The 24588-nt window shown below is 72.6% G+C and carries 30 protein-coding genes and 2 pseudogenes; 17 read left to right on the top strand and 15 right to left on the bottom strand.

Annotation, left to right across the window (positions count from 1 at the left end; translation table 11 throughout):
- The first annotated feature begins 137 nt into the window (after nt 1–137).
- Nucleotides 138–1388, top strand: a complete 1251-nt coding sequence (locus MFF58_RS05815) for a methyl-accepting chemotaxis protein (RefSeq protein ID WP_238285949.1) — start codon at nt 138–140, stop codon at nt 1386–1388.
- Nucleotides 1389–1482: 94 nt separating this feature from the next.
- On the opposite strand, the gene MFF58_RS05810 is transcribed toward MFF58_RS05815, so the two are convergent.
- The 3 genes from MFF58_RS05810 to MFF58_RS05800 all read right to left on the bottom strand — a co-directional run bounded on the left by MFF58_RS05810 (nt 1483) and on the right by MFF58_RS05800 (nt 3090).
- Nucleotides 1483–1776 carry a DUF2934 domain-containing protein gene (locus MFF58_RS05810; protein ID WP_308445416.1) on the bottom strand — a complete coding sequence of 98 codons (294 nt, stop codon included), beginning with the start codon at nt 1774–1776 and terminating at the stop codon, nt 1483–1485.
- A 16-nt stretch (nt 1777–1792) separates the two neighbouring features.
- Nucleotides 1793–1963, bottom strand: coding sequence for a DUF3606 domain-containing protein (locus MFF58_RS05805; RefSeq protein WP_238285946.1), 171 nt, complete (start codon nt 1961–1963; stop codon nt 1793–1795).
- 116 nt (nt 1964–2079) lie between these two features.
- The gene (locus tag MFF58_RS05800) at nt 2080–3090 is read right to left on the bottom strand and encodes a 2-keto-3-deoxygluconate permease (RefSeq protein ID WP_279602904.1); all 1011 of its coding nucleotides are present in this window, start codon (nt 3088–3090) and stop codon (nt 2080–2082) included.
- A 181-nt stretch (nt 3091–3271) separates the two neighbouring features.
- Here MFF58_RS05800 and MFF58_RS05795 point away from each other — a divergent pair, with 181 nt between their 5' ends.
- The 3 genes from MFF58_RS05795 (at nt 3272) to pdxA (ending at nt 6354) form a co-directional block, all read left to right on the top strand.
- Nucleotides 3272–4120, top strand: a complete 849-nt coding sequence (locus MFF58_RS05795; RefSeq protein ID WP_238285945.1) for a FadR/GntR family transcriptional regulator — start codon at nt 3272–3274, stop codon at nt 4118–4120.
- Between the two features lie 105 nt (nt 4121–4225).
- Nucleotides 4226–5329: a four-carbon acid sugar kinase family protein gene (locus MFF58_RS05790; protein WP_238285944.1), complete on the top strand. Its 1104-nt coding sequence runs from the start codon at nt 4226–4228 to the stop codon at nt 5327–5329.
- Nucleotides 5326–6354: a 4-hydroxythreonine-4-phosphate dehydrogenase PdxA gene (pdxA, locus tag MFF58_RS05785; protein WP_238285943.1), complete on the top strand. Its 1029-nt coding sequence runs from the start codon at nt 5326–5328 to the stop codon at nt 6352–6354. The genes MFF58_RS05790 and pdxA overlap by 4 nt, the downstream gene beginning before the upstream one ends.
- Before the next feature lie 297 nt (nt 6355–6651).
- On the opposite strand, the gene yidD is transcribed toward pdxA, so the two are convergent.
- Nucleotides 6652–6990: a membrane protein insertion efficiency factor YidD gene (yidD, locus tag MFF58_RS05780; protein WP_238285942.1), complete on the bottom strand. Its 339-nt coding sequence runs from the start codon at nt 6988–6990 to the stop codon at nt 6652–6654.
- A 4-nt stretch (nt 6991–6994) separates the two neighbouring features.
- Nucleotides 6995–7438: an iron-sulfur cluster assembly scaffold protein gene (locus MFF58_RS05775; protein ID WP_238286001.1), complete on the bottom strand. Its 444-nt coding sequence runs from the start codon at nt 7436–7438 to the stop codon at nt 6995–6997.
- Nucleotides 7439–7823: 385 nt separating this feature from the next.
- Here MFF58_RS05775 and folE point away from each other — a divergent pair, with 385 nt between their 5' ends.
- From folE to MFF58_RS32540, 5 genes and pseudogenes are all read left to right on the top strand, one after another.
- Nucleotides 7824–8495, top strand: a complete 672-nt coding sequence (gene folE / locus MFF58_RS05770; RefSeq protein WP_494337832.1) for a GTP cyclohydrolase I FolE — start codon at nt 7824–7826, stop codon at nt 8493–8495.
- 20 nt (nt 8496–8515) lie between these two features.
- Nucleotides 8516–8938, top strand: coding sequence for a phosphoribosyl-AMP cyclohydrolase (gene hisI, locus MFF58_RS05765; RefSeq protein ID WP_238285940.1), 423 nt, complete (start codon nt 8516–8518; stop codon nt 8936–8938).
- The gene (locus MFF58_RS05760) at nt 8935–9921 is read left to right on the top strand and encodes a patatin-like phospholipase family protein (RefSeq protein ID WP_238285938.1); all 987 of its coding nucleotides are present in this window, start codon (nt 8935–8937) and stop codon (nt 9919–9921) included. Before hisI ends, MFF58_RS05760 begins: the two co-directional genes overlap by 4 nt.
- 225 nt (nt 9922–10146) lie before the next feature.
- Nucleotides 10147–10479 (top strand): annotated as a pseudogene (locus MFF58_RS32545) (PhoD-like phosphatase N-terminal domain-containing protein); the annotation flags it as partial.
- Between the two features lie 9 nt (nt 10480–10488).
- Nucleotides 10489–10779, top strand: a pseudogene (locus MFF58_RS32540) (alkaline phosphatase D family protein); the annotation flags it as partial.
- A 100-nt stretch (nt 10780–10879) separates the two neighbouring features.
- Here the strand turns inward: MFF58_RS32540 and MFF58_RS05750 are convergent.
- Together MFF58_RS05750 and MFF58_RS05745 are read right to left on the bottom strand one after the other, a co-directional pair.
- Complete coding sequence (locus tag MFF58_RS05750) at nt 10880–11311, bottom strand: CBS domain-containing protein (protein ID WP_238285936.1); 432 nt, start codon at nt 11309–11311, stop codon at nt 10880–10882.
- 145 nt (nt 11312–11456) lie between these two features.
- The gene (locus MFF58_RS05745) at nt 11457–12278 is read right to left on the bottom strand and encodes a rhomboid family intramembrane serine protease (RefSeq protein ID WP_238285934.1); all 822 of its coding nucleotides are present in this window, start codon (nt 12276–12278) and stop codon (nt 11457–11459) included.
- Between the two features lie 298 nt (nt 12279–12576).
- Between MFF58_RS05745 and MFF58_RS05740 the strand changes: the two genes are divergently transcribed.
- Both MFF58_RS05740 and MFF58_RS05735 read left to right on the top strand, forming a co-directional pair.
- On the top strand, nt 12577–13176 hold the full coding sequence (locus tag MFF58_RS05740; protein WP_238285933.1) for a PAS domain-containing protein: 600 nt from the start codon (nt 12577–12579) through the stop codon (nt 13174–13176).
- Nucleotides 13177–13393: 217 nt separating this feature from the next.
- Nucleotides 13394–14032, top strand: coding sequence for a PilZ domain-containing protein (locus MFF58_RS05735; RefSeq protein ID WP_238285932.1), 639 nt, complete (start codon nt 13394–13396; stop codon nt 14030–14032).
- A gap of 143 nt (nt 14033–14175) precedes the next feature.
- On the opposite strand, the gene MFF58_RS05730 is transcribed toward MFF58_RS05735, so the two are convergent.
- Together MFF58_RS05730 and MFF58_RS05725 are read right to left on the bottom strand one after the other, a co-directional pair.
- The gene (locus MFF58_RS05730) at nt 14176–14757 is read right to left on the bottom strand and encodes an SCO family protein (protein WP_238285931.1); all 582 of its coding nucleotides are present in this window, start codon (nt 14755–14757) and stop codon (nt 14176–14178) included.
- A 106-nt stretch (nt 14758–14863) separates the two neighbouring features.
- Nucleotides 14864–15373 carry a PRC-barrel domain-containing protein gene (locus tag MFF58_RS05725; RefSeq protein WP_238285930.1) on the bottom strand — a complete coding sequence of 170 codons (510 nt, stop codon included), beginning with the start codon at nt 15371–15373 and terminating at the stop codon, nt 14864–14866.
- Between the two features lie 217 nt (nt 15374–15590).
- Here MFF58_RS05725 and MFF58_RS05720 point away from each other — a divergent pair, with 217 nt between their 5' ends.
- Together MFF58_RS05720 and MFF58_RS05715 are read left to right on the top strand one after the other, a co-directional pair.
- Nucleotides 15591–16067, top strand: coding sequence for a tRNA (cytidine(34)-2'-O)-methyltransferase (locus MFF58_RS05720; protein ID WP_238285929.1), 477 nt, complete (start codon nt 15591–15593; stop codon nt 16065–16067).
- Between the two features lie 423 nt (nt 16068–16490).
- Complete coding sequence (locus MFF58_RS05715; protein WP_238285928.1) at nt 16491–16700, top strand: hypothetical protein; 210 nt, start codon at nt 16491–16493, stop codon at nt 16698–16700.
- 90 nt (nt 16701–16790) lie between these two features.
- Here MFF58_RS05715 and MFF58_RS05710 read toward each other — a convergent pair whose 3' ends face one another.
- Both MFF58_RS05710 and MFF58_RS05705 read right to left on the bottom strand, forming a co-directional pair.
- A complete protein-coding gene (locus MFF58_RS05710) occupies nt 16791–17096 on the bottom strand; it encodes a hypothetical protein (RefSeq protein ID WP_238285927.1) in 306 nt (101 codons plus the stop codon).
- A gap of 160 nt (nt 17097–17256) precedes the next feature.
- Nucleotides 17257–17592 (bottom strand): hypothetical protein, encoded by a 336-nt coding sequence (locus MFF58_RS05705; RefSeq protein ID WP_238285926.1) that lies wholly within the window; start codon nt 17590–17592, stop codon nt 17257–17259.
- Nucleotides 17593–17920: 328 nt separating this feature from the next.
- On the opposite strand from MFF58_RS05705, the gene gpmI reads away from it, so the two are divergent.
- From gpmI to MFF58_RS05690, 3 genes are all read left to right on the top strand, one after another.
- A complete protein-coding gene (gpmI, locus tag MFF58_RS05700; protein WP_238285999.1) occupies nt 17921–19432 on the top strand; it encodes a 2,3-bisphosphoglycerate-independent phosphoglycerate mutase in 1512 nt (503 codons plus the stop codon).
- Between the two features lie 492 nt (nt 19433–19924).
- Nucleotides 19925–21340: a lipopolysaccharide biosynthesis protein gene (locus MFF58_RS05695; protein ID WP_238285924.1), complete on the top strand. Its 1416-nt coding sequence runs from the start codon at nt 19925–19927 to the stop codon at nt 21338–21340.
- A gap of 9 nt (nt 21341–21349) precedes the next feature.
- Nucleotides 21350–22585 (top strand): GNAT family N-acetyltransferase, encoded by a 1236-nt coding sequence (locus MFF58_RS05690; RefSeq protein WP_238285922.1) that lies wholly within the window; start codon nt 21350–21352, stop codon nt 22583–22585.
- Here MFF58_RS05690 and MFF58_RS05685 read toward each other — a convergent pair.
- Nucleotides 22521–22877 (bottom strand): hypothetical protein, encoded by a 357-nt coding sequence (locus MFF58_RS05685; protein WP_238285921.1) that lies wholly within the window; start codon nt 22875–22877, stop codon nt 22521–22523. The genes MFF58_RS05690 and MFF58_RS05685 overlap by 65 nt on opposite strands.
- A gap of 15 nt (nt 22878–22892) precedes the next feature.
- A complete protein-coding gene (locus MFF58_RS05680; protein ID WP_238285920.1) occupies nt 22893–23120 on the bottom strand; it encodes a hypothetical protein in 228 nt (75 codons plus the stop codon).
- A gap of 258 nt (nt 23121–23378) precedes the next feature.
- On the opposite strand from MFF58_RS05680, the gene MFF58_RS05675 reads away from it, so the two are divergent.
- Nucleotides 23379–23627 carry a hypothetical protein gene (locus MFF58_RS05675; protein WP_238285919.1) on the top strand — a complete coding sequence of 83 codons (249 nt, stop codon included), beginning with the start codon at nt 23379–23381 and terminating at the stop codon, nt 23625–23627.
- Nucleotides 23628–23762: 135 nt separating this feature from the next.
- Here MFF58_RS05675 and MFF58_RS05670 read toward each other — a convergent pair whose 3' ends face one another.
- Nucleotides 23763–24191, bottom strand: a complete 429-nt coding sequence (locus MFF58_RS05670; RefSeq protein WP_238285918.1) for a Ros/MucR family transcriptional regulator — start codon at nt 24189–24191, stop codon at nt 23763–23765.
- 212 nt (nt 24192–24403) lie between these two features.
- On the bottom strand, nt 24404–24577 hold the full coding sequence (locus MFF58_RS05665) for a hypothetical protein (protein ID WP_238285917.1): 174 nt from the start codon (nt 24575–24577) through the stop codon (nt 24404–24406).
- Nucleotides 24578–24588 lie beyond the last annotated feature (11 nt).

Here is a 24588-nt window from a genome sequence, read left to right as displayed (position 1 = left end):
GTCATCAAACCTATGCAATCCTGGCTTTAGGCTGCAGGACGGTCACTTCACTCGGGTCAAGCGACGAGCTCATCCTTCACCATTGGTTGAAGATTCCATGCGAATCTCTTTCTGATTGGAATGTCGGAGGTACCCGCATGTTCAGCTTGCGCCGGCGGCGTCGGAACGAAGCCGTGGTCGAACCCGCGGTGACGGTGCGCGCGCCGACCGAGGCAACCGTCGCGGTCGCCGTCGAAGCGGCCCGGCAGCCCGACGCCGCCGCGGCGGTCCCGAATCGCGCGTGGCTGCCGCTGCTGGCACGGCTGTCGGCTTCGGCCTCGGATGCCGGCGTCTCGATCGGCTGGATGACCCACGACGCGTCGGGCACCGCCGAGCAGGCCCGCCTGATCGCCGCCGCCAGCGAGGAACTCGCCGCCACCACGAGCGAGATCGCGGCCCGCTCCTCCTCGGCGGCCGAGACCGCCGAGACGGCCCGGGCCGGCATCGCCACCTGCGTCGGCGATCTCCAGCGTGCCACCGACGGCATGCGCGGGATCGAGGAAGGCACCGAGGAGATCGGCGGCCGCCTCGACAGCTTCTCGGCAGCGGCCCTGCGCATCGAGGAGATGGCCGGCACCATCGCGGCGATCTCGGCCCAGACCAACCTGCTGGCGTTGAACGCGACCATCGAGGCCGCCCGGGCGGGCGAAGCCGGCCGCGGCTTCGCCGTCGTCGCCGCCGAGGTGAAGACCCTGTCGGCCCAGACCGCCAAGGCGACCGACGAGATCCGCGCCCGCGTGAACGGCCTGCGCGAGGAGATGGCGGCGATGCAGGCGGCGGTGACGCGCAGCCGCAGCGCGGTGGAGACCGGCGCCGCCGCCATGGTGCGGGCCAATGCCCGCGTCGAGGCCGAGAGCGGCGCCGTGGCGACCGTCGCGGCGCAGATGCGCGAAGCCTCCGAGATCATGACCCAGCAGATCCAGGCCACCGGCGACATCGCGCGGAACGTCGGCCAGATCGCGCAGGGGACCGACAAGGCCCGCCGGGAGATCGGCGATGCCCTGGCCCAGCTCGAGCAGATCGAGGATCTGAGCCGCACCCTGCTCGACCAGCAGGAGCGCGAGGGTGCCGACCTGCGGGTCGCCCGGATCCCGGCCGATTGCGCGGCCTGGCGCCGCGCGCTGGCGGCGACTCTGGTCGGGATGCGCTCCGTGGACACGCCGCCCCCGGGAATCCCCGCCGATCCGGCGCGGCCCGCCGCCGTGGAAACGGCCCTGTCGCAGGCCCGCGATCAGGCCGCTGCCCTCGCCCGCCACATCCGCGCCCAGGCCTGGGACGAGGCCACGCAGGCGTTCATGGCCTTCGAGGCCGCAGTGGCCGACGCCCGGAAGGCGGCCACCGCGGCCTGAGCAGCGCCGCCCGCGGGCCGATCCCGCACGATCGGAGGCGTATCCCGCCCCTTGCGGGCGCGGCGGTGGCGGATCAACCCGCCGCCGACGTGCGTCAGCCGGACGGCGGACCGAGGCCGGACGGTGCCGGCTCGTGCGCGGCCTTCCGCCGCTCCCGCTCGTTGCGCAGCTCACGCTCGGCCAGGAGCCAGAACTCGATCTCGAACCCCTCCGGTCGGTGATTGCGCTCCCACAGCTCGTAGGCCCGCTCGCGGATCTGCTCGAAACTTATGGCATCCGGCCCCGCGAGCGGGGCGCTCGCGTCGTCGGGTCCGGGCGCCATGTCGAACCCGGGCGCTTGGTTCTCGGGATGGGGCCACCCCGGCGGCGGATGGAAATCGGGCTTCACGAAGCGGCCCGCCGGGTCAGGACGCCGGCCTGTCGAGATAGGCGGCCACGGTGGTGATCCGGCTGCCCACCATCGTGACCGCCTTGCGCAGGCGAACTTCGCTGACGCCGAAACGCTGAGCCCACGCCTCGCGCATGGCGCGGTCGTAGATGTCGATATGCGTCTTGCCCCGGGGTTCGGTGGACATGCTGTGCCCGCTCTGATCGTCGGTCGCGCCCGGCCGCGCCGGGCTGTCTGCCGAGACAACAGGCGTCGTGCCCTTCGGTTGCCGCCCGGATGCGCACGGGCGGACGCGCGGACCGGTCAGTGCGCCGTCGTGGCGGGCTGCGGTACCGGATCCGGCACCGGCGCGGACGGATCGCGCTCCGGCCCGACCCGGGCGGCCACGGAGGCGGTCAGCAGCGGCACGAGCAGCGCCGTGACCACCACGCTCGCCGCCACCAGCACGGTGGCGGGACCGGCCGCCTCCGCGTAGGCGGGGTTGGCGGCCGCGATGATCGCCGGCACCGCGGCGGCATTGCCGGCCGTGGAGGCCGCCGCGACCCCGGCGACGCCGTTGCCCCCGGTGAGCCGGTCGGCGACGAACAGGACCGCCCCGGTGACCGCCACCACGGCCACGCCGAGCCCGATGCCGAGGAGACCTGCCTGCCAGATCTTGGCGAGGTCGAGCCCGAAGCCGAGGGCGAAGGCGAAGAACGGGATCATCACGGGCGCCGCCCCCGACAGGAAGGCGCGCATGTCGCGGTCGAGGTTGCCCAGGATCATGCCGATCAGCAGCGGCAGGATGCTGCCCACCAGTGTCGGCCACGGGAAGGCGGACAGGCCTGCCAGACCGAGGGTCACCATGGTGAGGAACGGTCCGGATTCGAGGCTCATGATCGCGTAGGCGCCCGCATCCTTCGGGCGGCCGAACTGGCCCATCAGGGCGAGGTAGAGCCCGCCATTGGTGTCGTTCATGGCGGCGACGATCGCGAGCGTCGAGATCCCCGCGAATGCCCCGCTGGTCACGGGCGACTCGCCCAGGAACTGCCCGAACACCACGCCCATGATCGCCGCGACGCCGACCTTGGCGGCCAGCAGCACGCCGCCCTTGCGGGCGATCGCCGGGGCGGCGCGGAAATCGATGCCCGCGCCCATGCAGACGAAGAACACCGCCAGGATCGGCAGCGCGCCGTTGAACAGCGCGCCGGTGAACGAGCCGAAGAACGTCGCGGTGTTCGGGAAGAGCGTGTGGAGGATCGCGCCGAGGAACAGCGGCACCACCATCAGGCCGCCGGGCACGCGCTCCAGGGAGCGCTTGATGGGAATCTGCATGGTTCGCCCTTCCGGCGCCGCCCCGTCCCGGGCCTCGGCGCCCGCTCAGCCCCCGAGCCGGCTGCTACAACCTTTCGACAAGTCCGCGCAACTTGCGGCCCCGACCGTGCACATGTTGACAAGCCGGGCGGCTCATCGCTGACTCGGCGCCGCCTGTCTCGAGCCGCGGAGGCCTCCGGGGATGTCGTCAGCGAGGTCCCCATCCCCGTTCGACCCGTCCGACCGACCCGACCGACTCGACCGGGTGCAGGCGCCGGAGCGGCCGGCGGGCCGCGGTGCGGCCCCGACCCGGCCCGTCTCCCTGGCCGACGGCGTCTATCACGCGCTCCTCACGGGGATCGCGGACGGCACCTACGGGCCCGACACACGGCTCCCGAGCGAGCATGACCTCGCGGGACGCTTCCGGGTCTCGCGCCCGGTGGTCCGGGCGGCCCTCGAGCGGCTGCGCCGGGAGGGCGCCATCGCCTCGCGGCAGGGGGCGGGCAGCTTCGTGCGGGCGCGGGCGGCGCGTCCGGCCCTGGGCTTCGCCCCGGTGGAGAGCATCGCCGACATCCAGCGCTGCTACGAGTTCCGGCTCACCCTCGAGCCGGACGCCGCCTTCCACGCGGCCCTGCGCCGCGATGCCGACGCCCTGGGCCGCATCGCGGCGACGCTCGACCGGCTCACGGCGGCGACGCGGCAGGCCCAGCACCGGGCGGATGCTGACTTCGCCTTCCATCACGCGATCGCGGCGGCGTCGAACAACCATTACTACGCGGCCTGCCTGGAGGCGCTGCAACCGCACATCGCCGTGGGCATGACGATCCACGGCCTCGCCCTGCAGGGCCCGCGCTCCGGCCTGCGCGGCGTACTGGAGGAGCATCGCGGGATCTTCGCGGCGATCGCGGGCGGCGACGGTGCGGAGGCCCAGGCCCGCATGGCCGCCCATATCGCCACGTCCCGGAACCGGCTGTTCGAGGGGCGGCTCCTCGACCTCGCCCTCGATCCCGGTCGGGCCGCGAAACCCGGCCCCGCGGAGCCGCGCGCTTGACCCCCGCTCCGGCCGCTCTGTATGCCGGGTGACAACCTGACAACAAGCAGGCGAGCCGCGGTCGGGCGGAGTGGCCGACGGGGTTCCTGCCATGATCCGCCCGACATGACCTGCCTGCGCCTCATCGCCGACGACCTCACCGGCACCCTCGACACGGCTGCAGGCTTCACCGGCCTGTGCGGGTCGATCCCGGTCGCGTGGCCGGAGATCCTGACGGCTGAGGCCGCCGGATGCCTGGCGATGGATTCCGGCACCCGGGAGCTGTCGGCGGAGGCCGCCGGGCGGATCGTCGGAGGCCTCGCGTCCCGGCTGGACGGCGCCGACATCGCCTTCAAGAAGGTCGACAGCCTGCTGCGCGGTCCCTGGGCGGCGGAACTCGCGGCGGTGCTGCGGACCGGGGCCTGGGAGCGCTGCGTCGTGGCGCCGGCCTTCCCGTTCCAGGGCCGCCGCACGGAGGGCGGGTATCAGCTCGCCCGACGGGGCGGCGGCTTCGAGCCGGTCTCGGGCGACATCGCCGAGGCCTTGCGGGCCGTCGGATTGCCGGCGCGCCGGGCCAGCGTGGCCGAGGGCCCGGTCGCGGGCGTGGCCGTCTACGACGCGGGCAAGGATCCCGACCTCGTCCAGGTGGCCGCGCTCGGCGGCGACGGGCCGGTGCTCTGGTGCGGCAGCGGCGGCCTCGCGGCCGCCCTGGCGGGAGACGCGGCGGCCCCGGGCGACGACCGGCTCGTCGGCCCCGTGCTCGGACTGTTCGGCTCCGACCGGCCCGAGACCGCGGCGCAGCTCGCGGCCTGCGGCGGCCACCACCTCGTCCTGTCGGCGCAGGACCCGGATCAGGCCGGCGCGGTGGCCGCGCGCCTCGACCGGGACGGCGTCGCCCTGGCGAGCCTCGCGCTGCCCGACGGGATCGCCCGCGAGGAGGCCGCGGCGCGGATCGCCCGGACCTTCGCGGGCGTGATCGACCGGATCCCGCGGCCCGGCACGCTGCTGGTGGCCGGCGGCGAGACCCTCAAGGCGCTCTGCCTCGCCCTGGGCGTCCTGCGCCTCGACGTCACCGGACAGATCGCCCCGGGTCTGCCCCGCTCGACCCTGCGGGGCGGCCGCTGGGACGGGGTGGCGGTCGTGTCGAAATCGGGCGCCTTCGGAACAGAGGGCGTCTGGCGCGATCTACTCTACGGCAACGGCTTTCCGCGCAGCAGGAGCGACGCGTGACCCCACATCTGGCCATCACCATGGGCGATCCGGCCGGCATCGGGCCGGAGATCATCGTCAAGGCCGCCGCGCGGCTGAAGGATCGGATCGCCGCGGGCGATCTGCGCCTGATGATCATTGGCAGCGCCCCGGCCCTTCACCGGGCGGAGGAGGCCCTGGGCCTTCTCCCCGAGCGGATCCCCGAGGTTTCCGAGGGCGGCGACTGGCCGGCCCTGTGCTGCCTCCAGGCCGACGCGGAGGGCGCGCCGATCGAGCCGGGCCGGCTCTCGGCCGATGGCGGGCGCTTCGCCTACAAGGCGATCGAGGCCGGGGTGCGCCTCGCCATGGCCGGCAAGGTCGGCGGCATCGTCACGGCGCCGCTGAACAAGGAGGCGCTCAACAAGGCCGGCTACCACTATGCCGGCCACACCGAGATGCTGGCGGAGCTGACCGGCGTGCGCGGCTCGGTGATGATGCTGGCCCATGGCAACATGCGGGTCTCCCACGTCACGACCCACGTGGCCCTGGAGGACGTGCCGAAGCGCCTGACCCCGGAGCGCCTGCGCCTCGTCATCGACCTCACCGACAAGGCCCTGAAGGGGCTGGGCTTGGCCAAGCCGAAGATCGCCGTGGCGGCGCTCAACCCCCATGCCGGCGAGGGCGGCCTGTTCGGACGCCAGGACATCGATGTCAGCGCCCCGGTGATCGCGCAGGCCAACGCCGACGGGCTCGACATCCACGGGCCGGTGCCGGGCGACACGGTGTTCGTGAAGCTGCGCGCGGGCCAGTACGACGCGGTGGTGGCGATGTACCACGACCAGGGTCACATCCCGGTGAAGCTCCTCGGCTTCGAGATCGACCCGGCCACGGGCAAGTGGATGGACCTGTCGGGCGTGAACGTCACCCTCGGCCTGCCGATCATCCGGACCTCGGTCGATCACGGCACCGCCTTCGACATCGCCGGCACCGGGATCGCCAACGAGCGCAGCCTGATCGAGGCGATCGAGTTCGCCGAGCGGCTGGCGGCCAATCGTCAGGCCGCGTGAGGATCGGCGGATGCGGAGGACGGGCCGTCGGACAGGGACGGCCCAGGACGTCCGACCCGCCTCCGCGTCCTGAGAGGCCGGGCGGCGCAAACCTCCAAGGACGGTTCCGGGGGTCGCGAGTCCCCCTGGCGCTCGCCGTCGCGGCCCGCCGACTTGGGCACCCCGGGATGAGGGGGTGGACGGGCGAGGCGGGGTGAGCGGACGCCGCTCGCGGTCGGGTTGCACCGGCACGTCGAGGTGGCGCGACGCCCGACCGATCAAGCGTGTTTCACGTGAAACAAAACGGGAACACGACGCTCAGCGGGCGTCGACCCGGCCGCCCTCCTCCAGGGCCTCGCAGGCGAAGGGCGAAGGCGGCGCCTCGATGCCGCGCCAGCGGCCGTAGACCCAGGGGCGGTACCACGCCCCCCCCTGCGGCACCCGCTCCGGCACGAGGTCGATCCCATGGGTACCGAACGGTCCACAGCGACAGATCCGGGCGAATCCCATCCAGCCGCCGGGCCACAGCCCGTGCCGGGCGATGGCCGTGTCGGTGTATTCCGAGCAGCTCGGCCAGTGGCGGCACTGGCGGCCGATCAGGCCCGACAGGGTGAGCTGGTAGCCGCGAATCACCCAATGCGCGGCCCGCCGGGCCATGCCGTCAGGCGGCCTGCCGCTTGGCGGCGATCTGGTCGAGGGCATCCACCACCGCGTCGAAGGTCAGGAGCGTGGAGGCGTGGCGCGCCTTGAACTCCCGCACCGGCTCCAGCACCGCGAGGTCCGCCCAGGCGCCGTCGGGCGCGGGGCCGCTCTCCCTGAGCATCGCCCGCATGGTCTCGCGGACGCCCCGCAGCTCGTCCGCGCTGGCGCCGACCACGTGGCGGCCCATCAGCGACGAGGAGGCTTGCCCCAGCGCGCAGGCCCGGACCTCCTGGGCGAAGTCGGCCACCCGGCCATCGTCGCCGAGGACGAGGTCGACCGTCACGGTCGAACCGCACAACCGGGAATGCGCAGTGGCACTGGCGTCCGGATTCTCCAGCCGGCCGAGCCGGGGGATGTCGGCGGCGAGTTCCAGGATACGGCGGTTGTAGATGTCGTCGAGCATCGGGTCCTCGGCCGGGTACGCCAATCTCATCGGGAATCTGCCGCGCGGCTCGCGCATTGCGCGTTGCCCCGCGAACGATGATATAGGCCCCTTGCGGTCGCTTCGCGAGGAGGCGGGCCGTCGACCAGGGTCGCGCCCACGGCCACGGTGGTTTCAAAGGCTTCAGTCCATCCGGGGCGCCGGCTCGAAACCTTTTCGAGCCCGGGATCTTCCCTCGAACGCCCGACGCGATCCGACGATGTACGCCAAGCCTGACAGCACCCCGATGAAGTCCCGCATCGCGCGGGCCGGAGATGCCATGGATGCCGCCCTCAAATCCTTGTCCTATCAGGGCGACGCGCCGGGTTTCGACCGGAACGGTCTCGACGGGCAAGGGCTGAACGGCATGCGCAATGACGATCGGCCGGTGAATGACGGCCGTCCCGTCGAGGTCGCGCCCGAGCCGGTCTCCGCCACCCGCGTCCCTGACGGGATCGAGACCGGTCGCCCGAGCCGCGCCGAGGCCGAGGCCGCCGTGCGCACGCTCCTGCGCTGGGCCGGCGACGATCCGACCCGCGAGGGCCTGCTCGACACCCCCACCCGGGTCACCAAGGCGTACGAGCAGCTGTTCGGCGGCTACAGCGTCGATGCCGAGAAACTGCTGGAGCGCGTCTTCGAGGAGGTCGAGGGCTACTCGGACATCGTGCTGGTGCGCGACATCCCGTTCCACTCCCACTGCGAGCACCACATGGTGCCGTTCATGGGGCTCGCCCACATCGCCTATTACCCGACCCGGGGCGTGGTCGGCCTGTCGAAGCTCGCCCGCGTGGTCGACACCTTCGCCCGGCGCCTGCAGACGCAGGAGACGATGACCGCCCAGATCGCCGACGTGATCGAGAGCATCCTCAAGCCCCGCGGCGTCGCCGTGATGGTCGAGGCAGAGCATCTCTGCATGGCGATGCGCGGCGTGCAGAAGGCCGGCGTCTCGACCATCACCAGCCAGTTCCGGGGCGTCTTCAAGGACAATGCCAACGAACAGGTCCGCTTCCTGACCCTGGTGCGCGGCGGCGCCAAGTAGTCCCGGGCGGCGTCTCGACCATGACCGCGCGCGACATCGCCTTCGCTCCCCCCGGCACCCGCGCCGAGGTCGAGGAGGGGCCTGCCCTCACGCCCCGCTTCGACCGGGATGGTCTCGTGGCCTGCATCGCGGTGGACGCGCGGGACGGGCAGGTGCTGATGCTCGCCCACATGAACGCCGAGTCGCTGGCGCGCACGCTCGAGACCGGCGAGGCCTGGTACTGGTCGCGCTCCCGCCAGGAACTCTGGCACAAGGGCGCGACCAGCGGCCAGATCCAGCGCGTCGTGGAGATGCGGGTCGATTGCGACCAGGACGCCCTGCTGATCCGCGTCGAGGTCGGCGGCGACGGGGGTTGCTGCCACACCGGGCGGCGGGACTGCTTCTACCGCAGCGTCGTCCGGGAGGCGGACGGCCAAATCGTCCTGAAGGCCGCCGGGCGATGAGCCCGTCCCTTGCCACGGCGCGGTGGCAAGAGTGTCCAGCCGTCCCCCATTTCCTGCCCGGCACCGTCGAACCGATCCGCCCGGCGCCCCGCGCCGGTCCGCGGATCGGGCTCGCGCTCGGCGGCGGCTCGGCCCGGGGCTGGGCGCATATCGGCGTGCTGCGCGCCCTGGAGGAGGCCGGCATCCACCCGACCGTGGTGGCGGGCTGCTCGATCGGCGCGGTGGTCGGCGCCTGCTACGCCGCGGGGCGGCTCGACCGCCTGGAAGCCTTCGCCCGGACGCTGACCCGCCGCCGGGTGGTCGGGCTCATCGATCCGCGCCTGCCCGGCTCCGGCCTGATCGCCGGCAACCGCCTGCGCCAGAGGCTCTTCGCCGATCTCGGCACGCGCCGGATCGAGGACCTGCCGATCCGCTTCGGCTGCGTCGCCACCGAGTACGGCACCGGCCACGAGGTGAGCCTGACCGACGGGCCCGCCGTGGATGCGGTGCGCGCCTCCTACGCGATCCCCGGCCTGTTCCCGCCGGTCACCCACGAGGGCCGGGTGCTGATGGACGGCACGCTGGTCAATCCAGTCCCGGTGGCGCTGGCCCGCGCCCTCGGGGCCGATCTCGTGATCTGCGTGAACCTCAACGGCGACACCGGCGGCCCGGTCGTGCACGAGGTTCCGGCGCCGCCGCCGCGGCGCAGCTTCCTGCAGGTGATGCGCGGGCGCCTGCCGGGCTTCGAGAGTTCCGAGCCGGAGATCCCCGTTCCGGGCCTCGCCCGGGTGGTGCTCGGCGCCTTCAACATCACGCAGGACCGGATCTCCCGGGCACGGCTGGAGCGCGACCCGCCCGACGTCGCCATCGGCCCGGACGTCGGGTCCTTCGGCCTGTTCGACTTCCACAAGGCCGCCGAGGGGATCGCCATCGGCCACCGGGCCGCGCGGGCCGCGCTTCCGCGTATCCGCGCCGTGGTCGAGGGCGCGGCCGCGCGGGCGTGACGGATTCGGGGACCGATCCGTCCGATCGGATCGCCTCATCCTGAGGGGCCGCAACGGCGGCGTGGGAGGAGGCCTCCAGGGATCGCGCCACCGGCTGGCGGGCCCCTTTCGCGGCCCTGCGGCGCTCCGCCACCGCAGGACGAAGCCGCGGGTTCGACGGTTCCGGACTGGAATCCCGCCGGCTTCGGTCCCACACCCCTCATCCGGCTTTCGCGGCCGCCTGCGATGGCCGCCCGGCACGCTGGAGGGCTTCCCACGTCCGCAAGTCGCCGTCAGATCCTGCTGTCCGGAGGCGCCGACCTCGTCGGGCTGGCCTCCGGCCTCGGGCGCCCCGGCCTCAGCCGTGCCGCCGACCGGCCGGTCCTGACCCACGGCCTCCAGTCGGGCGATGTCGGCACCGACGCCGCCATGGTCTGGGCCCGGTCCGACCGGCCCGCCCGGGCGGTCATCGAGTGGGCGACCACCGAGAGCTTCGCCGACATCCGCGGCGGCGTCTTCGCCGACGCCCTGCCGGAGACCGACGGCACCGGGAAGGTGGCGCTGACCGGGCTGCCGCCCGGCCAAGACTACGACCCCGACCGGGCGCAGTCCCAGGATTTCGACCCGTTCTGGGAGTTCGTCTCCGGACCGCTGCACGCCGGGACCTTCGGACCGAACGCCCTCGACGACACGTTCGGGCCGCAGCTGCGGTTCGTGAAGGCACCCGATCAGGGTCAGGTGAACCTTTCGCCGGCCACCGGCTACCAGTTCTTCGGCCACGTGGCGGTGGACGGCGCCACCGAGCAGATGACCGTGACCCTCAAGGACGCGGCCGATACCGACCTCTGGCGCGTCACGCTCGATCCCATGAAGGCCTGAGGCGCCGTCACCCGCCCGTGCGGGCCTAGCGGCCCGGATGGCGCACGCGTCCTCCCCTCCCCTTCCGCGGGGGGAGGGAGAGCCGCGGAGCCGAGGGTGCCTACGCCATGGTGATGTAGTCGCGCAGCGCCTGATGCTCGGCCTCGACCGTGGCGATCTTGCGGGCCACCACGTCCCCGATCGACACCAAGCCGATCAGCCGGCCGTCCTCGCAGACCGGCACGTGGCGGAAGCGGCCTTCGGTCATCAGTGTCATGACCTCCTCGATCGTCGTGCTCTTGCCGCAGGTGGTGACGGCGGCGGTCATGTGGGCCGAGGCCGGCGCGTCGAAGGCCGAGCCCCCGTGCCGGGCCAGCGCCCGCATGATGTCGCGCTCGGAGATGATGCCGGCCACGGCACCGTCCGGATGGGCCACCACGAGGGCGCCGATCCGCTTGTCGGCGAGGATCTGGATCACCTCATCGAGGCTCCTGTCGGGGCTCACGGTGACGACGGAGCTGCCCTTCTCGGCGAGGATGCGTGCGACGGTCATGGCTCTCTCCCTTGTGACGCGGCCGGTGCGCCGTCAGCCCGCGGCGCCCGTGATACGCTGCCGGCCGGGTAGGCCCCGGCACTTTCACATTATGGCGAGTGTGTGACCTATCCGGCGCGTTGGCAAGGTGCTCGGCCCGCCGTGCTCAGCGCGGTCGTGCCACCCGCGGATCGAGGAGCGGGAAGAGCAGGAAGCCCGCGATGAAGCCGCCCAGATGCGCGTCCCACGCGATGGCGGCGTTCTCGCCCACGAGGGGCACGCTGACGAGGCCGAAGAGCAGGTTGGTCAGCAGCCAGATCACCAGGAAGGAAACCGCCGTCCTGTTGCGCAGAAGCTCCGGGATCGTCTCGGCGGGCCGGGGGGGCGCCACCTGCCAGGACGGCCCCTGATAGCCCGAGGCCGGCGGCTGGAACACGAAGCGGGCCGCGGCGGCCATGAGGGCCGAGATCCCCGCCGAGGCGCCGACCAGCGGACCTGCGCTCAGGGGATCGATGAGGATGTGCAGGAGCCCGCCGGCCGCCGTGCCGGCCAGCGCGAGCGCCCCGAACCGCAGGGCGCCGCAGCGCCGGGCCACCGGCGAGCCGAAGGCGGCGAGCCAGACGCTGTTGAAGATCACGTGCATCCACGACCCGTGCAGCAGGGCGTAGGTGACGAGCGTCCAGGGCTGGAGCGCGTGCTCGCCCACGATGTAGCGGGCGAAGGCTTGGCGTGCCGCCTCCAGGCCGGCATCGCCGCCCTCGGCCGCGGCGCGGACCACGTCGGCGGCCCGGCCGGGATCGAACCACACCGTCCAGCGCGCCGGCACGAGGGCGAGGTCGAGGACGACGCGGATGTCCAGGGTATCCGGCAGCAGGAACTCGCGCACCGCCTGGATCGCCAGGAGCAGCCCGATGGAGAGCGTCACCACCCCGGGCAGGTTGAAGACGGGCACGCGGCTCTGGCGCGGAAATTCGGGGGAGGCATCCATCGCGGCACCATGTCGGGGCTTGCGACGGCTACACAAGACCCAACGATATTCGTGCCTGCCGATGAAGACCAATTCTGTGTGATATTCAAACCATTCTCCGGGCGATCGCCCGTCGAGAGAGCCGCCGCATCCGGTACGAGCCCCAGCCCGGATCCGCCGACACCTTGACCGTTCCGAAGCGGATCGGCACGGCGTGTGCGCCGATACGCCGTGAACACCCGGTTCGACCGGCCACAGCCTCGCGGATGTGCCAGATCGGGCCAGGGATGAACGACAGGCGTTTAGAGTCGGGACACCGATGAAGCATCCCACCAGCCGCATGCTCCATGCCTATTGGGAGCGCCTGCGCGGAGAGCGGGCCGCGCCGGAGCGCGCCGAGATCGAGCCGGGCGAGATCCGCCACCTCCTCGCCGACAGCCTGATCCTGGAACTCGACATGGCGTCCCGCGAGGCCACCATCCGCCTCGCGGGGACGCGGGTCTGCGCCCTGTACGGTCAGGAGCTGAAGGGCGCGCCCTTCTCCCGGCTCTGGGGCTCGCAGGCGCCGGACCCCTGGCGGATCGTCGAGATCGTGGCCAGCGACACCCTCGGCGTCGTGGCGGGCCTGCGCGCCACCAACACCGCCGGCGAGGAGGCGGATCTCGAACTGCTGCTCCTGCCGCTGCGACATCGCGGCCGCACGCAGGTCCGCGCCCTCGGCACCCTGAGCCTCGACGGTGCGCCGCACTGGATCGGCCTGCGCCCGCTGGTGCAGGCGGACACCGCCTCCCTGCGCATCCTGCCGAGCCGCAGGCCGGAGGCCGGGCCGCCCGCGCGGCCGGCGGTCAGGACAGGCGCGGGGTATCCGGGGCCGGTGCGCCGCGGCCACCTCCTCGTCCATGCCGGCGGCCGGATCTGATGCGGTCCCGCCGCGAGAGATAGCGAATTCCCCGTTCGAAGTATTTTACATCCACAGCAAAAGACGGTGGCCGCACAGTCACCCTGATTGTTCGAGCCGGAGATCAACGGCGGAAACATCGACGCAGCCGCTGCCGGATCGGCCCGGGAAAAGGGTTTCGTAACAGTCCGATTCTAGTCTGTGGCTTCGATTATCGCGGCGCAGGACCAATTTCGGGATGATCGCGGTCGACGCCACCGCCAGAACGATGCGCCGCGTAGCGCTGGAACCGGCCCGCGGCGCCGCCGACGCGCGCCGGTTCCAGCGCGTGCGGGTCGCGGTCCTCGGCCGCTACATGCTGGCGGACCGGCGGGAATACCCCTGCCAGACCGTGGACATGTCGCCGGGCGGCGTGCGCCTGACCTGTGCGGTCCAGGGCGAGCTGGGCGAGCGGGTGGTGCTCTACCTGGAGCATATCGGCCGGATCGAGGGCATCATCGCGCGCCACTGCGCGGACGGCTTCGCGGTTCAGCTCAACGCCACGCTGCGCAAGCGCGACAAGCTCGCGTCCCAGCTGACGTGGCTCGCCAACCGGGAAATGCTGGGGCTGCCGGAGGGACGCTCCCACGAGCGCCTCGTGCCGACCCAGACGGCGGTGCTCCTGCGGATCGAGGGCGGCCGGGAGATCCCGGCCCGCCTCATCGACATCTCGATGTCCGGCGTCGCCATCGCCTGCCCGTTCGCCCTTCCGCTCGGCGCCGCCGTGACGGTGGGCAGCACCCCGGGCCGGCTGGTGCGCTACTTCGAGGGCGGCTTCGGCGTGCAGTTCTTGCTGCCGCTCTCCCCCGACCGCTTCCACGCCGGGATGACCCTGTAGGAGCCCGCTCACCCGCGGCGCGGGCTTCCGGGAACACGACGGGGCTCGCGGCGGGGTGACCCCGCCGGCCGCCGCCGGTGTCGCGGGCCCTTCCGAAGCCCCTGGTCGAGGCCTCCGCCGCGCGGGTCCTGGGGGCCGGCCGGTCAGATCTTCCTGGCGAGCTGCGCGGCGGTGTCCGCCGCCGGCCGCGACAGGTCGAGGGCGCCGAGGAAGCGGTTCTGGGCGTCCATCACGTACACGAGGGCGGTGTGCTCCATCGTGTAGTCCCCCGCCTTGCCGGGGACCTTGCGGGCATAGGCGCGATAAGCCTTCTCGGTGGCGGCCACCTGCTCGGGCGAGCCGGTGAGGCCGGTGATGCGCGGATCGAAGCTCGACAGGTACGTCTTCAGGCTCGCCGGATCATCGCGCTCCGGATCGACGGTGATGAAGGCGACCCGCATCCGCTCGCCCTTCGGCCCGAGGGCGGCCAGCACGTCCGAGATCTGCTGCAGGGTCGTGGGGCAGACATCCGGGCAGTGGGTGAAGCCGAAGAACAGCAGGTGCGTCGCGCCGGCGAAGTCGCGCTCGGTGACCGTGCGCCCGTCCTGATCCACCAGCGTGAACGGCCCGCCCACGGCGGGGACGCCCACCGGCGCCTTCTCGGGCAGGAAGGCGAACACAGCCGCCCCGGTGATGCCGACGAGGCCGAGGCAGAAGGCGAGAAGCGGGATGAGGGCGCGGCGCATGGACGGGTTCCGACCTCCGGGGAAGGCCGGCACAGCACACAACGGCGCGCCGAGGCAAGCCGACGAAGCGCCGCCGGCCCTCTTCGGTCCCCGCCGGGGACCTCCGTCAGGGCTTCCGCGTCGGCTCGCCCGCCGGGCTCGCGGGGGCGGCGCCCTTCGGCGGCTCCTTGCCCAGGTAGACGTATTCCGGCGCGGCGCGGAGCTGGTCCTTGGTGGTGTCGATCCGCGCCTGGAGCGTCTTGTCGTCGGTCCGGTCGAGCTTGAGCACGGAGGGGTCGACCGCGACGTATTTCGAGCCGAGCCCCAGGAAGCCGCCGACCCCGATGATCCAGGCCTTCACGGCGCCCTTCTGGTCGAGGACGAAATCCGCGATCTGCCCGATCGTCTCGTTGGCGCCGTTGACGACGCTCGATCCGATCAGCTTGCTGGCGACCATGTCGTCGGGGGCCTGGGCCACGAAGGTGGGGCGCAGGTTGTCCGCCATGGTGGCGGGCTGGCCGGGCGCGGGCGTCGCGGCGCTGCCGCTGCCCGCGCTGGGGCCCGTGCCGGCATTCTGAGCCGAGGCGGTGGCGAGGCCGGCCAGCAGGAGGGCCGAGGCGAGGAGCGGGATGCGCATCGGAGCAGATCTTTCGGACTTCGGGTCGCGGACGAGGGTGGCGCCGCCTCAAGGTTCCGGCGGGGCTTAAGTTCCGCCTCGTCACACCGGCCCCCGGGAACAACGCAGCGCTTTGCCGGCTGCGCGTCGGCGCGGCAGGCCTTTAACGGCGCGGCAGCCCTTAGACGGCGCGGCAACCCTTTGACGGCGCGGCCCCGGCCCCCCACAAGAGCCGGCCATGCTCCGCCTCGCCCTCTACCAGCCCGACATCCCGCAGAACGCCGGCACGATGCTGCGCATGGCCGCCTGCCTGGGGCTGGCGGTCGAGATCGTGGAGCCGGCGGGCTTCGACGTCTCGGACCGGCACCTGCGCCGCTCGGGCCTCGACTACCTCGACCACGTGGCGATCACCCGGCACCGGTCCTTCGCGGCCTTCGAGGGGTGGCGGGCGGAGTCCGGCACGCGGCTCGTGCTCGCCACGACCTCGGGCGCCCTGCCCTACACGGCGTTCGCGTTCCGCCCCGACGATTGCCTGATGGTGGGGCGCGAATCGGCCGGCGTGCCCGAGGCGGTGCACGCGGCGGCCGATGCGCGGATCGTGGTGCCGATCCGGCCGGGCCTGCGCTCCCTCAACGTCGCGGTGGCGGCCGCGATGATCGCCGGCGAGGCCCTGCGGCAGATGACGGGGCCGTCGCGCGCGGGCATCTCGGCATAGCGACGGCATCCCGGTCGCCCGCCATTCGCGCGCGCGGAGCGGTCGTCGTTCCGGCGGGCCGGTTCAGGCGGCGCTCATCGAGCGAAGGGCCGATCGCCCGAGAAGCCCGCGATCGAGCCCCCGACCGGCCGAGCCTGCAGGCGCGGACGTCCGCGAGCGAGGAGCACCCCGCGGCGAGAAAGCCGGCGTTCCCTCACCTGCGGCGGCATCGCCGCTCGGCGTGCGGATGAAGGTACGCCACGCGATCCTGGCGCGGGACGCCGCCGGCGCGGCCGGAGCATCGGCACGCCCCGGAGGCGGAAAATACCGGGCTGCCGCGGCCGGGAATCTCGAGCCCGTCCTCCGTTCAGGGGAGGCATCCGTCGGGCGTCCGGATCTAGCCTTGGACCCGGCGCAGCGTCCGCGCCCTCAGGGAGGCTATCGATGGCCACTGCCTTGCTCCCCGCGCTCTGGCGCAACCTCGTGCTGTTCGCGCTCGCTTTCGCCGCCGCATCCCTGGCCTTCGGCGCCGTCATGCTGACCGCGCCTCCGACCAGCGTGGCCGCCGGCCTGGAGGCTGGGGCGATCCCGCCGGTCGGCAACTGCGAGTTCCTGCCGGCCGACGACAACAATCGCTGCGTGGTCTACCGGTAAGACCCGGACCGGCTGCCGCGGGACCCCGTCTTCGCCGGCGGGGTCCGGGCATGGGACCGCGCGCGTGCCGCCGATCCGGACTCTAGGCGATCAGTGATTGCGCTCGTCGCCGCGGATCCGGACGGCGGCCACGTCCGTCTGGACGTCATCCAGGACGCAGCGGACGCGCTCCAGGGCGCGTGCGTAGAGTTCGGCGTTGCGGGCGTCGCCGGCACCGTCCGCCGTCTCGTGGCAGAAGCTGTCGAGCAGGTAGGGCATGATCTTGCCGTGGAGCGCCGTGTAGGCGCCCGGGGTCGCCAGCTCGTAGATCACTGCCAGGGCGTGATAGGCCCGGACCAGGACTTCGAGCGCGACATCTGCACTGCGCGTGACCTGTTGATAATCATCGCCGGCCATCTTCCAACTTATATTTTATTGCTGCCCATTGTTCGGGTAACATGCCTCGTTAAGACTGTCGACACAAATGACTGTTAGCTGCCGCACGGGCCCGCCCGCCGGATCGATTGCCGGCGATTTATGGCTTGACTGCAACACTCGCGGGCCTGCGCCCGCCGCCTCACGCAATAGTCTCGCCGCGCAGATACCGGGACGGCCTGATCATGGTCGCGATCTTATGTTCGACCTCGGACAGGACGCTGTTCACGAGATGAGACGCGCCGTCGACCGTGGCGGTGGCAAGAGTTCCGACCCGGCTGGTGTCCTGGATGATGCGGAAATTGTCCTCGACGTAGGCGCGGATCTTCTGCTGCGCGTCGCCGAACTCGCCCGGATGCGCGGTTTCGTAGAGGAGGGCCAAGGCCAGATAGGCACGGCCGATCATGTCGAGCGCCAGCGTCGCGCTCATCTCGGCGTTCGCGGCTTCATCCGGCGGCACGGCGACTGGATTCCTCATCAGACCCGTTTTTACTGAATTAGCACGGCCTTTATCAGACGTCACTCGATCCGAACGCCTTCAACTCAGTTTATTCCTGGGGGCTCAAGGTCCCCGCCGCCCGCGCTCCGGCGGCTCCCCGGCCGGCACGGCCCGGCATGTCAGAATGCGGCGGCTCTCTCACAGCGAGCCCCTTTTCCTCGCCGGCAGCGGTAGTCTCGCGGCGCCAAGCCGATTATCGACACGCGCACGGGCCCGGCCTCGCGGTGCCCGGATAGGTCCGGCCGCGCGCGTCGTGCGGACGTCCAGGAGAGTTGTGACCGTGCCCGACAGCACCCCGCGCCCCGTGATGCTCGCGATCCTCGACGGATGGGGTCTTCGGGACGAGGTCGCCGACAACGCCGTCCAGCAGGCCCGGACCCCGATCTTCGACGGCCTGATGCGGGATCGCCCGCGGGCGCAGCTGCGGACGTTCGGCGGCGATGTGGGCCTGCCCGAGGGCCAGATGGGCAATTCCGAGGTCGGGCACCTCAATATCGGGGCGGGCCGGGTCGTCCTGCAGGATCTGCCGCGCATCGACAGCGCCATCGCGGACGGATCGCTCGCGAAGAACCCCGCCCTCCTCCGGTTCATCGACGCCCTGCGCGCGTCCGGCGGCACCTGTCACCTCGTCGGCCTGCTGTCCCCCGGCGGCGTGCACGCGCACCAGGGCCACGCCGTGGCGCTGGCGCGCCGGCTGGCGGCGGCGGGCGTGCCGGTCCGCCTCCACGGGTTCACCGACGGGCGCGACATGCCGCCCCGGTCGGCCGCCACCTGCGTCGCCACCGTGGAGGCCGCGCTCCCGAGCGGCGCGCGGATCGGCACCCTGTGCGGCCGCTACTACGCGATGGACCGCGACACCCGCTGGGAGCGCGTCCAGATCGCCTACGACGCCCTGACGGCGGCGCGGGGCACCCGCTTCAGCAGGGCCGGCCAGGCGGTGGCCGCCTCCTACGCCGATGACGTCTCCGACGAGTTCATGCGGCCCGCCGTCATCGGCGACTACGCCGGCATGCGGGACGGCGACGGCGTGCTGTGCTTCAACTTCCGCGCCGACCGGACCCGGCAGATCCTGGAGGCCCTCCTCGACCCTGCCTTCGCGGGCTTCCCCCGCGACCGGACGGTCCGGTTCGCCGCCGCCCTGGGCATCGTCCAGTACAGCGTCGAGATCGACGCCTTCACCGAGACCCTGTTCGGGCCCCTCGACCTGCCGAACGGGCTCGGTGAGACCGTGGCGCGCGCCGGCCGCCGGCAGCTGCGCATGGCGGAGACCGAGAAGTACCCGCACGTCACCTACTTCATGAACGGCGGCCGCGAGGCGCCCTTCGAGGGACAGGACGCGGTGCTGGTGCCCTCGCCGAAGGTGGCGACCTACGATCTGCAGCCGGAGATGTCGGCGCCGGAACTCACCGACCGGGCGGTCGAGGCGATCGGCTCGGGACGCTACGACCTCATCATCCTGAACTTCGCCAATCCCGACATGGTCGGCCATACCGGGAGCCTCGCCGCCGCCGTGAAGGCAGTGGAGACGGTCGACGCCTGCCTCGGCCGCGTGGTCGAGGCGGTGACGGCCCAGGGCGGGGCGCTGCTGGTCACCGCCGACCACGGCAATTGCGAGGTGATGCGCGATGCCGAGACCGGCGATGCCCACACCGCCCACACCCTCAACCCCGTGCCGGTGATGCTGGTGGGCGTGGACGGGGTCTCGCTGGCCGACGGCCGGCTGGCCGACGTGGCGCCGACCCTCCTCGACCTGATGGGCCTCGACCAGCCGGCGGAGATGACCGGCGCCTCCCTGATCCGGCGGGCCGGCGGACGCTGAGCCGCCCGGCACGGTGTCCGGTCGGCTGTCCGGCATGGCGGCTGCACCCGGCAGGCCGTCATGCCCGAAACCCTCGCGCCCTGTCCCGCAGCGGAACCGGTTCGTCCCAGGACGGTGCGGGACCTGTGCGGAATCGCCGGCACGGTGGTCGTCTTCTTAAGGGACGCGGGACAAGATCGGATCTGTGAGGCGTGGGTCTCGGCGGGGTCTGCGGGCGCGGAGAGCCGGATGAGGGATATGACCTGTCCGGGGACGCCTCGGCCCTCACCCCGATCCGCTCCCGGGCGGGCCGCGTGGCCGTCCCGAGTTCGTGCGCGCCGCGCGTCTCCCCTCCGAGGAGGGGAGACGCGCGGCGCCGCCCCCTCCCCGGTGGAGGCGGATGAGCATCACGGCCCGCACGGAACGGGGGGCCTCCCCACCCCGGGAGGCGCCGGCCGAACCTTGGAGCGCGTCCGGATCCGCAGGACCACCTCCGGTGCCGATGCCTGACCGATGATCGCCCGGCACAGCCTGATCTATGTCGGCTCCCGCGGCTTCGCCGCCGGCCTCAACATGGCCTCCGTGGCGGTGTTCACACGCCTCGCGCCGGTGGAGAGCTACGGCACCTACCTGTACGTCGTGTCGTGGGCGCTCGTGCTCTACGGGGCGACCTGCCAGTGGCCGAAATTCGCGTTCTTCGCCCTCTACGACGAGGCCCGCGCGCCCGCGCAGGTCGGCACCGTGGTGCGCATCCTCGGCGGCACGCTGCTGCTGGCCGGCTTCGGCAGCGTGCTGGCCGTCGCGCTCGGTCTCGTCTCGGCCGCCACGGCCACCGCGATCCTGGCCCTGGCCTTCGGCACGACCCTGTTCGAGGGGGCCACCGAGATCGCCCGCACCCGCCTGCAGGCCGGGGCGGTGGCGGCCTCGGTGATGAGCCGGGCGGTGCTGATCCTCGGCCTCGGCAGCCTCGCGCTGCACCTCTCGGCGGATCCGCTGCACCTCGCCTTCGCGGTGGCCGCCGCCAACGCCGTGGCGGCCCTGCCGGCCGCGGCCACCACCGCGCCAATGATGCCCGGGCGCGGCAGCCGGGCCGAGGCCCTGCGCCTGTTCGCCTACGGCTGGCCGCTGGTGCTGTCCTTCGGGACCGCGGCGCTGGCCCAGAGCCTCGACCGGCTGATCATCGCCAAGACGGTGGGGCCGGCTGGGCTCGGCGCCTACGGGGCGCTCGCCGACTTCCTGAGGCAGAGCTTCATCGTGTTCGGCGAGGCGATCGCCCTGTCGCTGATCTCGATCGCCAAGCGCGAGGCGCGGGCGGGCGACATGAGCGGCGCTCTGGGGGTCCTGAGCGACGCGGCCCGCGCCATGACGCTGATCGCGGCCTTCGGGGCGGTGTTCTTCCTGGCCTTCGACGACGTCGTCGTCACGATCCTGCTCGGACCGGATTACCGCGCCGAGGCGCGCCAGCTCGCCCCGGTTCTGATCCTGGCCAGCATCCTGATGATGTTCCGCGCCTATTACTTCGGGCAGGTGATCTACTTCACCCGCTCCAGCCGGCTCGAGGCCGCCGCCGCCTTCGCCACCCTGGTGGCCGTGGCGGCCCTGTCGCTCCTGCTGATCCCGCGGCTCGGCGCCACCGGGGCTGCGCTCGCCTTCGCGGGCGGACAGAGTGCCGCCTGCCTCGTGCTGGTCTTCGGCGCCGGCCGGGCCGGCACGACGATGCCCCTGCCGCTCGCCGACATGGCGGGCATCGCCGGCATCGCCCTCGCCTGCGCCGCCGTGAATGCCGGGATCGGTCTCGTTCCGGGCGGGCTCATGGTGCCGGGGCAGATCCTGCGCCTCGTCCTCCTCGCCGCGTCGGCCGGCGCCGCCGCGTGGCGCTACGACGTGCTCGGCTTCGCCGGCGCGATCCGCCACCGGCTCGCGACCTGAGGGGCGTCCATGCGCAACACCGCCACGCTCGCCGGAGGCCTCGTGGCGGCGGTCCGGCCCCTCGACCCGGGGCAGCCCTGGATTCCGGCCTGGCGGGCGCTCGGCGCGGCGTCCCTGGTGCGGAACCCGTTCTACGAAGCCGGCTACGCCCTGGCCGCTCGCGACGCGTTCGGGGCCGGCGTGCGGCTCCTGATCGTGGCCGACCGCTCCCCCGAGGCCCCGGGGGCCCGGCTGATCGCCGCCTGGCCGTTCCGGGTGTCGTGGCGGCGCTGGGGCCTGCCGCTGCCGCTCCTGATGGGCTGGACCCACGGCTACTGTCCCTTCGGCGCACCGCTCCTCGATCGCGGCGATCCGGCGGGCGCCCTGGCGGGTCTGCTCGCCGCCCCGCGGGCGCTCGGCCTGCCGCCGCGGCTCCTCCTGCCGAACGCGCCCGCCGCGGGGGCTCTGGCCGACCTCCTGGCCGACCTCCCGGCGGACCGGAGAGTGCGGCGGGCCGCCTACTGGCCGCACGCGCGCGGGCTCCTCGACCTCACCGCGCGGACACCGGAAGCCCGGGCCACCTATCTCGGCCATCTCTCCGGCCAGCGTCGGCGCAAGCTGCGCCGCGCCCGCGAAGTTCTGGAGGCGGAGGGTCCGGCGGCGTTCGAGATCCTCGAGGCGCCCGACGACCTCGCTGCCGCGCTGGACGCCTACGTCGCCCTCGAGGCGGCCGGCTGGAAGGGTCGGGCTGGCACGGGCCTTGGGCAGCGGCCGGAGGAGGTCGCCTTCCTGCGCGCCGCTCTGGCGGATGCCGGCGCGGAGGGCGGGATGCGGATCGCCCGCCTGCGCCGGGGGGAACGCACCCTCGCCGCCGCGATCCTGCCGGTCACCGGCACCGAGGCCTGGGTGCTGAAGATCGCCCATGCCGAAACCCAGCCGGAGGCCGCGCCGGGCGTCCAGCTCGTCCACCGCCTGACCGAAGCGGTGACGGCCGGGGCCTGGGCGATCGACCGCATCGATTCCTGCGCGCCGCCGGACTTCGCCCTCGGCTCCACTTTCTGGACGGAGCGGCGGGACATCGCCCATCTCCTGGTCGAGGCGGGGCGCGATCCCCTGTTCCCGGCGGCCCGGGCGCTGGAGCGGGCGCGGGAGCGCGTCGCCAGGGCACGGGCGGCCAGGAAGCGCGAGGATCCGGCGCGGCTCACCAGCCGAAGCGGGCGATCTGCTCCAGCCGCGCCCGCGTCGCCGCCGCATCCTGCCCCATGACGGCGATCCGCCCGGACAGGTCGTAGCAGGTCGCACAGAAGGGCAGCTGCATCAGCACGTACCCACCGTCGCGCGCCTGGGCGACCGAGGCGATCAGGCAGGGCAGGACGGGCTGATCCGCCGGCCCGGTCAGGCAGTCGGCCCTGGGGCTGCCGAAGGCCGGGCGGTTCGGCCAGGTCAGCAGGAGGGTCGTGCCGCCCCTGCGGTCGGGCGCCGGGGGCAGAGTGTAGCTGCGCAGGAACAGCGCGCAGGCCGCCAGGACGAGGCCGAGGGGGAGCAGGGTCCAGCGCATCCGCGATCTCCGGGCCTAATCGCCCTCGTCGAAGCGGGTGCGATAGAACACCTCGCGGCCCGCGCCGTCGATCACCCGCACGGCCTGGGCCGGCTCGCCCGAGCGCTGCGGCACCCGGGCGCGGGCGAACAGGCGCAGGGCGCGCTCCTGCGCGCCCTCCAGGTTGCCGACCCGCACGGAGATCCGCGTCTGGATCTCGTCGGGCTCCGGTCCGAGGACTTCGATGTGGAAGGTCTCGCGCAAGGTGTCCGCCTGGTCGATGGGCTCTCATCGCCGGATATCGTGGACCGGCCGGGGGGCGCCATAACATGTTCCGGTCCGGTCTCGGCCGGGATCGTCCGCTCCGACCTGCCAACGCCGTCATGGCGCGCGCAGAGGAAGCAGCCCAGGGACCCACCCCGCTCCCGAACGTCGCACTCGGTACGAAGTCCAATTGCCCCGGGGCGGCCCGCCGCTCTATGAGGGCGGCCTCGACCGAGGAGACATCACCGGAGGGATCCGTTGGACCCGCTCAAGGCCGCCGCCGCGACGCTTCTCTGCCTCGCCCTATTCTGGCTGGCCTTCCGGCTGACCCGGCGCTTGGTCGATATGGCCATCGCGGGCGGCTACGCGGAGGAACGGCGGCGGCTCGCCGAGGAGGCGGCTCAGGCCGAGGCCGGTGCCGTTCCGCAGCCCTCGGCCATCCAGGCCACGACGACGAACTTGGGCGCGAGCAGGGGCTCAGCGTCCGCCGCGGCGACCGGCGCCTGATCGACTCCACGGGATGACCCGGGCGGGATCGGGATCGCCTCGACCGGACCGGCGCGCCTTCATACAGCCCAGCCCCGTCCCGGAGGTTGGCCGGGGCGGACGGCGATCCCCGTCCGCTGACCCTGACTGTTCCGCCTATTCCGCCGCCTGCCGCGCGGCCTGGGCCCCCGGCACGCCGAGGCCGATCGCCTTCGCGAGCGCGGAGCGCCGCGCGGCATAGCTGGCGGCCACCATCGGGTAGTCGTTCGGCAAGCCGTAATGCGCGCGGTACCGCTCGGGCGTCAGGCCATGGGCGGTCAGATGGCGCTTGAGCGTCCGATAGGTGCGCCCGTCGATGAAGCTGGTCAGCGCCTCATCGGTGATGGAGCGGCGGATCTGAACCGCGCTGGGCTGTCCGTCGACCGAGCCGTGCGTGGCTCCGGCGCCCGGGACGGCATCCAGGCGACACAGCGCGCCATGGATCGTCGCGACCAGCGACGGCAGCTGATTGGCGGCCACGTGGTTGTGGGCCACGTATGCCGACACGATAGCCACCGTCTGGTCGATGAGACCACCTGTTTCCATCCTCGATCGTCTAGCGCTGATCATCTGCCGTATCCTTAGCCATCGGAAATTCATTGCTTGCTTGCAGCCGGCGCCCGACCCTTGTCGTGCCGCCGGCGGCGACAGCTCCTCGGATGGGAGGCCTGGCAAAAGGTCCTAGGTCGGCAGCGTTCCGCGAAGCCGCCGACCATTCCCAGTTCGCGCCGACGATCGGGGTCCGTCCGGACGTCGCCCTACCGCAGCGCAGCGATGCGCCGACCGAGTTCGATCAGGACGACATCCAGGACGCCCCTCAGATCCGGTCCGAAGAGGCCCGAGAGGGTCTGGCGGAGTTCGAGCGCCTGCTGGACCGCTTGCTCCAGGCGGCAGCTCAGTTCATCGCGCTCGCGATCGTTGGCGGGTACCAAGTCCATCTCCA

Origin of the sequence: Methylobacterium longum (assembly GCF_022179385.1) — a bacterium.
In the GTDB taxonomy this organism is placed as follows: Bacteria; Pseudomonadota; Alphaproteobacteria; order Rhizobiales; family Beijerinckiaceae; genus Methylobacterium; species Methylobacterium longum.
The sequence above is the reverse complement of the archived record's forward strand: the minus strand, read 5'-3'. Positions and strand labels throughout refer to the sequence as shown.

What these genes read in the sequence shown, in the direction of transcription:
- MFF58_RS05805 (WP_238285946.1), bottom strand. Translation starts at nt 1,963, where the DNA reads ATGTCCACCGAACCCCGGGGCAAGACGCATATCGACATCTACGACCGC.
- MFF58_RS05815 (WP_238285949.1), top strand. Translation starts at nt 138, where the DNA reads ATGTTCAGCTTGCGCCGGCGGCGTCGGAACGAAGCCGTGGTCGAACCC.
- MFF58_RS05760 (WP_238285938.1), top strand. Translation starts at nt 8,935, where the DNA reads ATGAGCCCGTCCCTTGCCACGGCGCGGTGGCAAGAGTGTCCAGCCGTC.
- MFF58_RS05790 (WP_238285944.1), top strand. Translation starts at nt 4,226, where the DNA reads ATGACCTGCCTGCGCCTCATCGCCGACGACCTCACCGGCACCCTCGAC.
- MFF58_RS05800 (WP_279602904.1), bottom strand. Translation starts at nt 3,090, where the DNA reads ATGCAGATTCCCATCAAGCGCTCCCTGGAGCGCGTGCCCGGCGGCCTG.
- MFF58_RS05720 (WP_238285929.1), top strand. Translation starts at nt 15,591, where the DNA reads ATGCTCCGCCTCGCCCTCTACCAGCCCGACATCCCGCAGAACGCCGGC.
- MFF58_RS05740 (WP_238285933.1), top strand. Translation starts at nt 12,577, where the DNA reads ATGAAGCATCCCACCAGCCGCATGCTCCATGCCTATTGGGAGCGCCTG.
- folE (WP_494337832.1), top strand. Translation starts at nt 7,824, where the DNA reads ATGCGCAATGACGATCGGCCGGTGAATGACGGCCGTCCCGTCGAGGTC.
- MFF58_RS05745 (WP_238285934.1), bottom strand. Translation starts at nt 12,278, where the DNA reads ATGGATGCCTCCCCCGAATTTCCGCGCCAGAGCCGCGTGCCCGTCTTC.
- hisI (WP_238285940.1), top strand. Translation starts at nt 8,516, where the DNA reads ATGACCGCGCGCGACATCGCCTTCGCTCCCCCCGGCACCCGCGCCGAG.
- MFF58_RS05670 (WP_238285918.1), bottom strand. Translation starts at nt 24,191, where the DNA reads ATGGAAACAGGTGGTCTCATCGACCAGACGGTGGCTATCGTGTCGGCA.
- yidD (WP_238285942.1), bottom strand. Translation starts at nt 6,990, where the DNA reads ATGGCCCGGCGGGCCGCGCATTGGGTGATTCGCGGCTACCAGCTCACC.
- MFF58_RS05750 (WP_238285936.1), bottom strand. Translation starts at nt 11,311, where the DNA reads ATGACCGTCGCACGCATCCTCGCCGAGAAGGGCAGCTCCGTCGTCACC.
- MFF58_RS05695 (WP_238285924.1), top strand. Translation starts at nt 19,925, where the DNA reads ATGATCGCCCGGCACAGCCTGATCTATGTCGGCTCCCGCGGCTTCGCC.
- MFF58_RS05795 (WP_238285945.1), top strand. Translation starts at nt 3,272, where the DNA reads ATGTCGTCAGCGAGGTCCCCATCCCCGTTCGACCCGTCCGACCGACCC.
- MFF58_RS05715 (WP_238285928.1), top strand. Translation starts at nt 16,491, where the DNA reads ATGGCCACTGCCTTGCTCCCCGCGCTCTGGCGCAACCTCGTGCTGTTC.
- MFF58_RS05705 (WP_238285926.1), bottom strand. Translation starts at nt 17,592, where the DNA reads ATGAGGAATCCAGTCGCCGTGCCGCCGGATGAAGCCGCGAACGCCGAG.
- MFF58_RS05775 (WP_238286001.1), bottom strand. Translation starts at nt 7,438, where the DNA reads ATGCTCGACGACATCTACAACCGCCGTATCCTGGAACTCGCCGCCGAC.
- MFF58_RS05735 (WP_238285932.1), top strand. Translation starts at nt 13,394, where the DNA reads ATGATCGCGGTCGACGCCACCGCCAGAACGATGCGCCGCGTAGCGCTG.
- gpmI (WP_238285999.1), top strand. Translation starts at nt 17,921, where the DNA reads ATGCTCGCGATCCTCGACGGATGGGGTCTTCGGGACGAGGTCGCCGAC.
- MFF58_RS05730 (WP_238285931.1), bottom strand. Translation starts at nt 14,757, where the DNA reads ATGCGCCGCGCCCTCATCCCGCTTCTCGCCTTCTGCCTCGGCCTCGTC.
- MFF58_RS05725 (WP_238285930.1), bottom strand. Translation starts at nt 15,373, where the DNA reads ATGCGCATCCCGCTCCTCGCCTCGGCCCTCCTGCTGGCCGGCCTCGCC.
- MFF58_RS05710 (WP_238285927.1), bottom strand. Translation starts at nt 17,096, where the DNA reads ATGGCCGGCGATGATTATCAACAGGTCACGCGCAGTGCAGATGTCGCG.
- MFF58_RS05690 (WP_238285922.1), top strand. Translation starts at nt 21,350, where the DNA reads ATGCGCAACACCGCCACGCTCGCCGGAGGCCTCGTGGCGGCGGTCCGG.
- MFF58_RS05685 (WP_238285921.1), bottom strand. Translation starts at nt 22,877, where the DNA reads ATGCGCTGGACCCTGCTCCCCCTCGGCCTCGTCCTGGCGGCCTGCGCG.